The 13,309-nt window shown below is 28.8% G+C and carries 7 protein-coding genes; all 7 read right to left on the reverse strand.

All coding sequences use genetic code 11. The features are described from left to right. Nucleotides 1-65: 65 nt before the first annotated feature. Nucleotides 66-4,892, reverse strand: coding sequence for a DNA polymerase III subunit alpha (locus tag ACUN06_RS12480; protein ID WP_449389906.1), 4,827 nt, complete (start codon nucleotides 4,890-4,892; stop codon nucleotides 66-68). Nucleotides 4,893-5,126: 234 nt separating this feature from the next. Beyond that, complete coding sequence (gene whiA / locus ACUN06_RS12485) at nucleotides 5,127-6,077, reverse strand: DNA-binding protein WhiA (RefSeq protein WP_291735186.1); 951 nt, start codon at nucleotides 6,075-6,077, stop codon at nucleotides 5,127-5,129. Nucleotides 6,078-6,355: 278 nt separating this feature from the next. After that, entirely contained in the window at nucleotides 6,356-7,678 is a 1,323-nt protein-coding gene (locus ACUN06_RS12490) for a gluconeogenesis factor YvcK family protein (protein ID WP_449389907.1), read from the reverse strand. Next, nucleotides 7,675-8,559 carry an RNase adapter RapZ gene (gene rapZ / locus ACUN06_RS12495; RefSeq protein WP_291735191.1) on the reverse strand — a complete coding sequence of 295 codons (885 nt, stop codon included), beginning with the start codon at nucleotides 8,557-8,559 and terminating at the stop codon, nucleotides 7,675-7,677. The genes ACUN06_RS12490 and rapZ overlap by 4 nt, the downstream gene beginning before the upstream one ends. Before the next feature lie 178 nt (nucleotides 8,560-8,737). Beyond that, nucleotides 8,738-9,652 (reverse strand): UDP-N-acetylmuramate dehydrogenase, encoded by a 915-nt coding sequence (gene murB, locus ACUN06_RS12500; protein ID WP_291735195.1) that lies wholly within the window; start codon nucleotides 9,650-9,652, stop codon nucleotides 8,738-8,740. 79 nt (nucleotides 9,653-9,731) lie between these two features. Beyond that, a complete protein-coding gene (uvrC, locus tag ACUN06_RS12505; protein ID WP_449389908.1) occupies nucleotides 9,732-11,597 on the reverse strand; it encodes an excinuclease ABC subunit UvrC in 1,866 nt (621 codons plus the stop codon). A gap of 155 nt (nucleotides 11,598-11,752) precedes the next feature. After that, a complete protein-coding gene (locus tag ACUN06_RS12510; RefSeq protein WP_449389909.1) occupies nucleotides 11,753-13,306 on the reverse strand; it encodes a peptidoglycan D,D-transpeptidase FtsI family protein in 1,554 nt (517 codons plus the stop codon). Between the last annotated feature and the right edge of the window lie 3 nt (nucleotides 13,307-13,309).

The following is a 13,309-nucleotide window of genomic DNA, read 5'->3' on the forward strand; positions in this document are numbered from 1 at the left end:
CAAATTTTCAAAAAAATATTATCTTTATGAAAATAATTTCATTAAGATAATATTTTTTAACAATTTTATTCTACTATTTTAACATTTGACTCTCCAAAAATCTTTTTTAATTCAAATAAAACTTCACTATTTAAATTTACCCACATATCACGTGGCATTCTATAATTTTTTCTATCATTGGCAGTAAAAACATATAATGCTGAATCCCCCTTATATTGAGAAGTTATATTTACCAATTGTGATTTCATAAATTTTGCCATTTGCAAATCATCAACCCTTATATATACTTTATCACTATTTATTTTTTCTAATGGTTCTATGCTTTCACAAATTAACTTTGGTTCTTCATCTTCCTTTATACTTACTCTACCTTTAATAATTACCATTGAGTCTAAATTAATTAAATTTCTCGTTTTTTCTAATGTTTTAGGAAATACTACAACCTCAATAACACCTGTTAAATCCTCTAACTTTAAAAATGCCATTATTGAGTTATTCCTAGTTACCTTTTGATTTACTTCTGCTAATATTCCACCTAATATTACCCTTTGATTGTCTTGAATTAGGTGTTCATCTTCACCTAATCCATCCATAATAGCTTCATATGATTGAAATATTGTTTCTATTGTAGTAGATGTCATCATCTTTAGGCTCTTTTCATACTCATCTAATGGATGACCTGATATATAAAGTCCAGTCATTTCCTTTTCCATTGATAATAAGTTGTTTTTAGCAAATTCCTTTATATCAGGATATATTACCTCTGGTTCCCTTATACTTTCATCTACCATACCAAAAAGACTAATTTGACCATCAATATTTCTCTTTTTATCACTAGCTACACTATCCATTAATTTTTCATAAACAGCTAATAATTTTGATCTAAATATTTTAAATTCATCAAAAGCTCCTGCTTTTATTAAGCTTTCTATAGCTCTTTTGTTTATTGTTGATAAGTCTATTTTATTTATAAAATCAACTAATGACTCAAACTTCCCTTTGTTTTTTCTTGCTTCAACTATTCCATCAACAACATTTAATCCAACATTTTTTATTGCTGCCAAACCAAACCTTATACTATTTCCTTTAACCGTAAACTTTGAATAGCTTTCATTTATATTGGGTGGTAACACTTGTATTCCTAAGCTTTCTGCAAACTTAGTGTAATGTGCTACTTTTTCACTTATACCCATAACAGAATTAACCATTGCTGCTATAGTTTCTACTGGATAGTAATGCATTAAGTATGCTGTCTGATAGCCTATTACTGCATAGGCTGCTGCATGAGATTTGTTGAATGCATACGAAGCAAAGTCCATCATCTGATCGAAAATTTCATTTGCTGCCTTTTCGCTTATACCATTTCTCAAACAACCTGGCACTTCTACATTACCATCTTTATCTACTATTCCATATATAAAGTTTTTTCTTTCTTGTTCCATAACACTGTGCTTTTTCTTTGACATGGCTCTTCTAACCATATCACTTCTACCTAAGGAGTATCCCCCTAGATCTCTAACTATTTGCATAACTTGCTCTTGATATACCATTACTCCATATGTAACATCCAGTATATTTTCAAGTTCTGGCGTCTCATAATGCACACTATCTTTATTTCTCTTACCCTCTATATACCTTGGGATTTCTGACATTGGTCCCGGTCTATATAAGGATATTCCAGCTATAATATCTTCCAAACAGTCGGGTTTAAGCTCCTTCATGAATGATGTCATTCCTGGGGATTCTAATTGGAATACACCAGCTGTTTTTCCTTCACCAATCATGTTATAAACATTTTTATCTTCAAAATCTATTTTATCTAAATCGATGTCTATTCCTCTATTTTCTTTAATCATCTTAACAGTATCACTCATAACTGTTAAAGTTCTTAATCCAAGGAAATCCATCTTTAAAAGACCAAGCTCCTCTAATGTTGTCATATCAAATTGGGTTACTATCATATCTTCATTTCTTTGAAGTGGCACATATTCAACTAATGGCTTTGATGCTATAACTACACCAGCCGCATGAGTTGATGAATGCCTTGGTAACCCTTCTAGAGTTTTACTAACATCTATTAATGTTTTTAATCTATCTTCATTTTCATATGCTGCTTTAAGCTCCGGATTTAAATCTAATGCCTTTTCTATTGTTATTCCAAGCATTGTAGGAATCATTTTAGCTATCCTGTCTACTTCTGCATATGAATAGTTCATAGCTCTTCCTACGTCTCTTAAACACAACCTAGCAGCCATTGTACCAAAGGTAATTATCTGAGATACATTATTAACTCCATATTTATCAACAACATAATCAATTACTTCCTGTCTTCTTTCATAACAAAAATCCGAATCTATATCAGGCATACTTACTCTTTCAGGATTTAAAAATCTCTCAAAAAGTAAGCTATACTTTATCGGATTTATTTTTGTTATTCCTAGAGTATATGCAACAATTGAACCTGCCGCACTATTATGAACAGCCATTGAATTTGCAACATATGACGTATCCCCTGGCACAGATAAATCATATACTTTTCCAGTATACTCTTCTTCTGTTTTATTCTTAATTTTTATATAGAAATAATCATCATCCATATAAAAACTATCATTTCTATAAAACTTTTGCTCTCTCACTGGAATTTTATAATTTTCAAAATCATCATTCCATCTTAAAAGCTGCTTTCCAGATATACAAACAGAATACTCATCATTCATTTGCTCCTGCTCTTTAAATCTCGTCTTAAAAGTAGACCAGTAACCTAATCTAGCAAGAATCATTCTAAGTTGTCTAGTTAATTCAATTGATGTTGTAGTATATTTAATTCTAAATGATGCTTCCTCACAATTAATATCACTATAACTTCCATCACCTCTAAACATATTAGCAACTAACAACTTTAAGTTATAATCTCTAGTATTTTTTATAACATCATAAGGTATTCTTTTATTATTAGCTCCCTTATTGCATTGTTGCCTTAAAAACTCTGAAATTACCTTTGAGTTAAATTCAACATATGTATCTTCTTTTGTTTTATGTTCAGCAATCCTTACTTGTAATGCAAATATTTTATTAACTAAGTTAACTGCATCATCTATATATTCAGTTTCTTTTTTATTAAATCCAAAACCAAATTTATATTCTCTTATATCTTCATTAATAGTAGTCCAACCTTCTGATATAAAGTATCCATATAATTTACATAAATCTTCATCTAATTTTATAAACCTATTTATTTTATTAGTTTGAAGATTATTACTTCCTATTTCGTACCAAATATGATTCTCATCATATCTTAAATGTTCTTCTTGCTTACAATATTCTAATAAATCATATGTAATATCACTTACAGCCTCTTTTGTTCTAGGATAAAGTATAAAATCGTTTTTTTCTAACTTATTAGCCTCTATCCATTCAGCCTTATATTCTTCATATGGTTTATTAATGCACCCTTCCTCAAAAGAGCACCCTTTTTTGTATATTACAGGTAGATTACTTCTATCTTGCCATTCTTTAGTACATTGAGAAGCCTTTATAGCTAACATTTTATGATCACTTGTTAACTTAACTTTTTCATTAGCACTTTCAATAGTTATTATTTTTTCTTTAATATCATATCTTAATAAATTTTCAACTAACTGCAAATTACCATAAGCAGTGATAACTTCATCACCTATCTTAATATCTTCTATACTTTTGATTGAACCATTACTTAAAAGTATTTCTGTCCCTGGTAGAAAGCATCCTCTTCCTGGACCAGTTGGTATACCATGATCATTTGAATATTTAATAAAATCCCAAGTAATCAAGAAATAATCAACATATCCCATTTGATTAATTACACTAAGCTCATAGCTTAATCTATCAACATATTCCTTTGCTTCCTCATTAGTTTCTGCAAAATTCTTTATATCTTGAACTTTAATTAATTTATCCTTAAATTGCTCAAATACATCATATCTTTCAACTAGCCCTTCAAAACACACCTCTTCAAGATAATCAAAGTGAGTTTTATATTCCTGTGGAACTGGGAAGTTAGGTAACTTAGAAACATGGAACTCATAATCAAAATTACATTCATCAGCAATCTTAATTGTATTCTCCAATGCTTCAGGAACATAAGAGAACATATCCCACATTTCCTCTGGAGACTTTAAATAAAACTGATTTGAAGGATATCTTCTTCTATTTTGATCTTCCACAGTCTTACCTGTTTGAATACACATTAAAATATCATGTGCCTTTGAATCCTCTTGATTAATATAATGGACATCATTAGTTGCAATTAAAGGAATTCCAGTTTCTCTAGATAATTTAATATTACCCTCTGTAACCTTTCTTTGCTCCTCCATTCCATGGTCTTGTATTTCTAAATAAAAACCATCTTTAAAAATATCCTTATACATTAAGGCAACTTCTTTTGACTTTTCATAGTCATCATTTAATAAATTTTTTTGTACTTCTCCACCAAGACAAGCACTTAATGCAATTAAGCCTTCACTATGCTTTCTTAAGAAATCATGGTCGACTCTCGGCTTATAGTAAAATCCATGAATTGATGCTGCTGATACTATTTTCATTAGATTTTCATAACCAACTTCATTTTTTACCAATAATACTAAGTGATATGTACCATTATCCTTATCATTAATTTTAATATTCATTGACTTTCCAGCTACATATACTTCACATCCAAGTATAGGCTTAATTCCCTGTGCTATAGCCTCTTTGTAAAATGCAACACAACCATACATAACACCATGATCAGTAATAGCTATGCTTTCCATTCCAAGCTCTTTTGCCCTACTAATAACCTTTTTAATCTTAGCCGAACTATCAAGCAAGCTATATTCAGTATGTAAATGAAGATGACAGAACTTTTTCTTTTCCAATAAAACACCCCCGTTTAAATTAGTTTGGAGTTTAGAGTTAGTAGTTGTGGATGAAATTCCGTAAGGAATTTCTTTAAATTATATTTTCTAAAATTCAGCTTAGATGAAATTTTTCCTTAACTTGCAACTTGCAACTTCTCACTTGTCAGTTGCCACTTGAAACTTGAAACTGAATACTTCTTAAACTGAATTTTCTCCTTAACTCCTAACTACTCACTACTAACTCCTAACTAACTAATAGTTTCCGCTTCTTATTTCTTCAGCTATTTTTTCTATTTTTCTTAATCTATGATTTATTCCTGATTTACCTACTGGAGGATCTAGCATTTCTCCTAATTCCTTAAGTGATTCATCAGGATAACTTAATCTAAGCTCTGCAACTTCTTGAAGATTTTTAGGCAACCTTTGAAGTCCTATACTACTTTGAATAAGTTTTATACTTTCAACCTGTCTAACTGCAGCATTAACTGTTTTACTTAAATTAGCCGTTTCACAATTAACAAGTCTATTTACATTATTTCTCATTTCCTTCATTATTCTTATATTTTCTAATTCAAGTAATGAAGTATGAGCTCCTACTATATTTAAAAGGTCAACTATTTGTTCACCTTCTTTGATATATATTATAAAACTATTTTTTCTTTGAATAACCTTAGAATTTAATCCAAAAGAATTAATTAGCTTACATAAATCAATTGCATATTCTTCACTATGAGTTACAAACTCTAAATGATATGTCTTTTCAGGATTAGTTACACTTCCACCACCAATAAAAGCTCCCCTTATATAGGCCTTCTTATACTCCTCAGTCTTTACCATTTCCGGGTCAATTTTATAATCAATAGTTAGTACTCCATCTATTTCTTTGAAAATTCCTGTTTCCTGAAGTAAATCCCTAACCCCCATCTCTTCATCTATTAAAACCATATAAATATTATTCTTCTTTAATGAATTGCTCTTCTTAACCATTAATTTAGAATGTATATCAAAGTGTTCCTTTAGTATAGTGAATATATGTCTTGCTGAAGCTGGATTTTCTGTTGTAATTCTAAAGCTAAGACCTTTTCCACTAAATCCTATTGTTCCACTACCTTTCATTATTGCTGAAAGCTCTGCTAATGCTTCCTCCTTAGATATATCTGTATATCTGCATATTTCTCCTTTTACTTTCGCTGAAAACGACATAAATTTTTTCTCCTAACTAACTATAAATATATCTATTATTATATCATAAACTGTGCCGTATGTATCATACTATAATATTGGAAAATTGTTAATGCTAATTATAGTTTTTTTAATAATATTTGCTAAATAAATTAAATATTTATTGTTAAATTTGATATTTTATATTATTGCCTTACTTACAATTAAACTTATACTAACATTTTAAAATATATAAAAAGTTAGTATAGCAAACTCTTGTCCATTAACTAAACTTAGCTTACTTATACTAACCCTTAAATTTAATTTTTCTTTATTTTTTGGGAAACATACATATATTCCATAATCCTTTTTTTATCATATAATAACTTTTTATCAAGTATAGTTGTCATTAAAACTTGCGCTAAATGTTCTGAATCATGCTTTACATATCCCTTAGTTATTTTAACTAAATCTGTTTCCACAATCTCAACACCTAACCCTTTTATATTTTCATAATCTAATTCAACTAATTCGGAACCTTCTTTTAAATATCTTTCTTTTATTTCATTAGGAATCGTCCCATTATTTGCAATGACATATTCAATACTATTTTTACCGCTATACTTCATTAATGTTTTTATATGATCAGATACTGCAAAATTATCTGTTTCTCCTGGTTGAGTCATTACATTAGAAATATAAATCTTAATTGCATCACTTTTATTTATACATTCAACAATATCCTCAACTAAAAGATTAGGTATTATGCTAGTATAAAGACTTCCTGGCCCCATTACTATTGCATCAGCTTCGTTAATTGCCATTAATGCATCTAATAGTGGCAGTGCCTTTTTAGGATTTATTCTAAGCTCTTTTATTTTACTTTTTTGCTTAACTACTTTATCTGGAATTATAGATTCACCCTCTACTATATTTCCATTTTCAAGCTCTGCTATAAGCTTCATATCATCAAGAGTAACAGGTAATACCTTTCCTGTTACAGCAAGTACTGAGCTCATCTTTTGAACTGCTGATTCAAAACTATCACTTATTCCATCCATAGCAGCTAAAAATAAATTACCAAAGCTTTGTCCCTTTAAAGAACCTTCTGTAAATCTATATTGAAGTAAATCTTCCATTATAGGCTCTGTATCAGCTAATGCCAAAATACAGTTACGTATGTCACCTGGAGGAAGCATTCCAAGGTCTGCTCTAAGCTTTCCTGAACCTCCTCCATCATCTCCAACTGTTACTATTGCTGTTATATTATTAGTATATAACTTAAGTCCTCTTAACATTGTAGATAAACCAGTCCCCCCGCCAATAACAACAATTTTAGGACCACCTACATGAACTCTTTTTTCCTCAACTAAATCTTCAATACTTTTATCATTAATAGTTATTTTTATCTTTTCATTATTTATTAACGAAATAAAAGATTTTATAAATTCAGATACTGATATATAAATCATTACCAATCCTATAAAAGTTAAAAATAAGTATAATAACTTAATTGATAAATTATGCTCATGGTTTGAAAAAATCTCAACTATACCTATTACTGATAAAATCATACCAATGCCCCCTAGAAATATCCACCTTTTAATTTTGGTTCCAGGCTTCATGAAAAAATCCATTATCATAGTTTTTTATCCCCTTTATGAACATCCTCTTTAATATCTCTATGTTCTATATAAACATCATAATTTTTTTCATGTAAGTTTTGATATATTTCATTTGCTATTGCAACTGATCTATGTCTTCCTCCAGTACATCCTATTGCAATAATAAGTTGTCTTTTTCCTTCCTTTTTATAGTTTGGAATTAAGAATTCTAGCATATCAGTTAGTTTACCTAAAAACTCTTTAGTTTCATCTTGCCCAAGTACATAATCCCTAACAGGTGCATCTAATCCTGAAAATGGCTTTAATTCTGGTATGTAAAATGGATTTGGTATAAATCTAACATCAAAAACTAAATCTGAATCAACAGGTATTCCATATTTAAATCCAAAACTCAATACTGTAATTGACATTTGCTTTTCTGGAATTTTTTCATCTCCAAAATATTTAGTCATTTCTTCTCTTAAATCACCAATTTTATACTTCGATGTATCTATAATTATATCTGATTTATCTTTAACTTCCCTTAATTTATTTCTTTCAAGCTCAATGCCAGTTATAACTCTTCCACCACCTGATAACGGATGACTTCTTCTTTTTTCTTTAAATCTTTTTACTAATACTTCATCAGAAGCATCTAAAAATAATATTTCATACTTAAATTGTTGCTTTTCTAATTCTTTTAAACTTTGGAATAAATCATTAAAGAATACCCCACCTCTTATATCAATTACTAATGCAACCTTATTTATCTTTCCATCACTTTGCAAACATACATCTGCAAATTTTGTTATTAATGTTGGTGGAAGGTTATCTACGCAAAAATATCCCATATCCTCTAAACTTTTAGTTGCTTCTGATTTACCAGCACCTGATAATCCTGTAACTATAATAAATCTCATATAATACCTCCAAACTATCAATTTTAATAATATTCAACTTATATATTATACCTTTTTATAAGCACTCATTGTTATTATATACCAAGGTCATATAATAATAAACACATCTTATATTTCAAGTTAAAAAATAGGAATACACATTTATAAAAACTTATATTGTGTATTCCCCTAATACTTTTTATTCTTCTCCAATAATTCTAACTTCAGGATGAAGATCAACTCCAAATTGCTTTTTAACTTCATCTTGTATATGTTTTATTAAATCAGTTATATCCTTAGCTGTTGCATTTCCCTTATTTATTACAAATCCAGAATGCTTTTCTGAAACAGCTGCTCCACCTATTGAATATCCCTTTAATCCAGCATCTTGAATAAGCTTTCCTGCAAAATATCCAGTTGGTCTCTTAAACGTACTTCCTGCTGATGGATATTCAAGTGGTTGCTTTGATTCCCTTTTGTTAGTTAAATCTTCTATTAATTCCTTTATTGTCTTTACTTGACCCTTTTCTAATTTAAATACAGCTGATAATACTGTATATCCTTTTTTCATTACTAATGATGATCTATATCCAAAATCTAATTCTTCTCTTGAAAGTCTTATGATATTGCAATTTTCATCTATAACTTCAGCACTTTCAATTACTTTTGATATTTCTCCATCATAAGCTCCAGCATTCATAAATACAGCTCCACCTATAGTTCCTGGAATTCCACATGCAAATTCAAAACCAGTTAATGAATTTTCTATAGCCTTATCTGAAACTTCTTTTAACATAACTCCACATTCAGCTTCTATCTTTTCTCCATCAACATAAATGTTTTTAACATTCTTTAATGAAAGTACAACTCCTCTAAAACCACCATCTCTAACTAATATATTAGAACCATTTCCAATTAAGTAAAAAGGAATATTATTTTCCTTGCAAATTTTAATACTTTTAATTACTTGCTCCTTTGAATTTGGAATTAATAATATATCTGCTGGTCCTCCAACTTTAAAATTAACATATTCACTTAATTTTTCATCTATTTTAATATCATTTATATCGTAAAATTCATTAAATAATCCTACAAATTTGTTGTATTTATTCATGATAAGCTCCTTAAAATTATAAAATATTTACAATTTAATAGTATAAATTAATTTATACTATTAAACAAGTGATTTATTCTTAATTATTACCATTAAAATAATTATAAATACTTTCTGCTGATTTTTTATCAATTGATTGTGTTTCTAATAACTCTTGCATTGATGCTTTCTTTATATTATCAACACTTCCAAATTTCATCAATAATGCCCTTCTTCTCTTTTCACCAACATAAGGTATATCATCTAAAACAGAATGTAATGTTCTCTTATCTCTTAAGCTTCTATGATAAGTTATAGCAAATCTATGAACTTCATCTTGTATTCTTCTAATTAATTGCATTAAATTTGAGCTTTTATTAATAATAAGTTCATTATTATTATATATAATTCCTCTTGTTTGGTGTTTATCATCTTTAACTAATCCGCAAACAGGAATATCTATATTTAAAGATTGTAAGACTTCTAATGCAACATTAACCTGTCCTTTTCCACCATCCATCATTATTAAATCAGGAAACGTTGAAAACTTACCTGCTGATAACTTTAAATCTCTTTGCTGAATTGCCTTAATTTCATCTAATCCATGATTAAATCTTCTAGTCAATATTTCACGCATACTATCATAATCATTTGCACCCTTAACAGTTTTTATTTTAAATCTCCTATAATCACTATTTTTAGCTCTTCCTTCTTCAAATACAATCATTGTTCCAACAGAATCAACCCCTTGTATATTGGAAATATCATAAGCTTCTATTCTTTGTGGACATTCTTCTAATTCTAACAAGTCTTGAAGCTCTAATAATGAAATTCTGTTGATTTCTTTATCCTTTAAATATTTATCTTTAAACTTTTCTAAAGTAATTCTTGCATTGTTTTTAACCATTTCAAGCATTTCTTTTTTTTGCCCCTTTTGAGGCACCTTAATCCACACTTTTGCCCCTCTTTTTATTGTTAAATATTCTTCCATTAAGTCAAAATTATCAATTTGTGGAACATATATTGTTTTAGGAATTTTAGCTGTTCCTCCATAAAATGATCCTATAAAATCTTCTATTATTTCACCAATGCTTTCATTTGCTGTGTTTTCAAATATAAAATGCTCTCTTCCAATTACCTTTCCATCCCTTGAGAAAAATACTTGAATACAACTATCTTTTTCATCTTGTTCTATATTGATGAAATCTTCATCACCTTCCATGGTTTTAAATATCTTTTGTTTTTCTGCTATTGCATTTATAGATAATATTTTGTCTCTCAATGATGCAGCTTTTTCAAATTCTAGTTCTTCCGCAGCCTTTTCCATATCAGATTTAAGCATTTTAGTAATATATGTTTCTTTTCCACTTAAAATATCTATTATATCATTAATCATTTTCCCATATTCTTCTTTACTAATATGCCCTCCACATGGCCCAAGGCACTTTTTTATATGATAATTTAAACAGGGTCTAACCTTTTCACAATTTTCTTTTATTACTAATTTACAATTTCTCAAAGGAAATATCTTATATATTAAATCAAGTGTTTCATAAACGGCACTTCCATTTGTATATGGCCCAAAATATTTACTTCCATCCTTTGCAAATCTTCTCGTAACAAATACTCTTGGATAATCATCATTTACAGTTATCTTTATAAAAGGATAAAATTTATCATCCTTTAACAAAATATTATACTTAGGACTGTACTTTTTTATTAAATTACATTCTAAAATTAATGCTTCCATTTCAGAATCTGTAACAATATACTCAAATTCAGCAATATTTTTTACCATTACTTTTACTTTTTCTGAATGGTTTTTAGATTTTTGAAAATAACTTTTTACTCTATTTTTTAAAACCTTTGCTTTTCCAACATAAATTACTTCACCCAAAGAATTTTTCATTAAATATACACCAGGCTTATCTGGTAAATTCTTTATATGATATTCAAAATCAAACATTATTTGCACACTCCTTTCTTTAGTTTTAATTATATTAATAAATAAGAGTTAAAAGGTAATAAGCAAATTATCTTTTTAGTTACTTACTAAATATGCTTACTTCCCCCTTAACTCCTATTATAGAAATTTCCTTTATTGAAGGATTTATTTAAAATTTAATCACCTAAGACCCATTGTCTTACTACTTTACTTGCAACTGTTGCAGCCTTTCCTGAACCTGTTCCTCCATTTTCAACAATTACTGCAACTGCTATTTTAGGATCATTCATTGGAGCTACTGATATAAACCAACTATGTGGAGTTGCTTCACTTCCATCTGGTAAAGTATAATCAGCTGTTCCAGTTTTTCCTCCAGCATTAGTTCCTTTAAATGCTGGCCATTTACTTAAATTGCTATTTACTACATTTAACATATAATCTTGAACTGTTTGTGCTATATCACTAGACATAACTTTCTTTAATTCTTTGTTATCTATAGATTTAATAACATTCTTATCTTTATCAACTATTGTATTTACAAGCTTTGGTTGCATCATTATACCATCATTAGCTACTGTTGCTGCAACTAATGCCATTTGCATAGGCGTTGATAAAATACTACTTTGTCCTATACCACTTTGTGCTATATTCCCAACTTCAGAACTATCTAACGTTGGAAATCTACTTGCTGTTATAGAAACACCTGGTCCTGTTATTACAGAATTAAATCCAAAATCTTCAGCTGTAGATTTTAATTTATTATTTCCTAATTCCATTGCTAATGTCCCAAATACAACATTACTTGATACCTTATATGATTGCTTTAAACTTAATGATCCATAAACATTATTTCCAAAATTACTTAAACTTCTGCCATCTGGAAATTTAATTTTTCCATCATCCTGAAAAGTTCTATTAGCTACTGATGGCATATTTTCTAATGCACTTGTTAATGTAACAGTTTTAAATACAGACCCTGGCGGATAAAGTCCATTAATTGCTCTGTTTATTAATGGTGAGTTATCTGCACTTCCACTATTAGCAGCTTTCATTTCTTCAGCTAAATTATTAGGATTAAATATTGGATTTGATACCATTGCTAATATTTCTCCTGTTTTAGGATTTAAAGCAACTACAGCTCCCTTATTACTTCCTAATGCATCGGATGCAACTTGTTGAAGTGTAGTATCTAAAGTAGTTATAACACCATTACCTACTTTATTTTCTTCTTCTTCTAATAAATTAAAATTTATTTTATCCTTAAATGTTTTAAAATTAGAAGCAAAATTAAAACTTCCTGTGCTTTTTTTATCATTTTTTATATCTTCTATTAATCCCTTAACATCAATAGAATCTAAAAATTTTCTAAAGTTATTTCCAATTGCATTATAAGTTGTTAACTCACTATCATATTCTTCTTCTAAACCAGTTTTTCCATATACAGCACTTGTATATCCTAATACATGAACATATAGTCCATCATATAAATAATCCCTTTTTTGTGAAGTTTCATTTAATCTTTCACTTGTAGTTAATGCTGTTTCATTTCTATCATAAATAGTTCCTCTTAAAACTTCATTCTTTTTAGCTATAACCCTTGTATTACTTGCCATTTCATTAATTTTAGGGCTTTTAATTAGCTGAAAATATGCAATATAGGATATCAATGCTATAAATAGTACTAAAAAAACAGTCATTACATTCTTAACACTTTTTGCTAAATCATTCATATC

The organism is Clostridium sp. ETTB3 (genome assembly GCF_053571985.1).

What these genes read in the sequence shown, in the direction of transcription:
- whiA (WP_291735186.1), bottom strand. Translation starts at nt 6,077, where the DNA reads ATGTCGTTTTCAGCGAAAGTAAAAGGAGAAATATGCAGATATACAGAT.
- ACUN06_RS12490 (WP_449389907.1), bottom strand. Translation starts at nt 7,678, where the DNA reads ATGATAATGGATTTTTTCATGAAGCCTGGAACCAAAATTAAAAGGTGG.
- rapZ (WP_291735191.1), bottom strand. Translation starts at nt 8,559, where the DNA reads ATGAGATTTATTATAGTTACAGGATTATCAGGTGCTGGTAAATCAGAA.
- murB (WP_291735195.1), bottom strand. Translation starts at nt 9,652, where the DNA reads ATGAATAAATACAACAAATTTGTAGGATTATTTAATGAATTTTACGAT.
- uvrC (WP_449389908.1), bottom strand. Translation starts at nt 11,597, where the DNA reads ATGTTTGATTTTGAATATCATATAAAGAATTTACCAGATAAGCCTGGT.
- ACUN06_RS12510 (WP_449389909.1), bottom strand. Translation starts at nt 13,306, where the DNA reads ATGAATGATTTAGCAAAAAGTGTTAAGAATGTAATGACTGTTTTTTTA.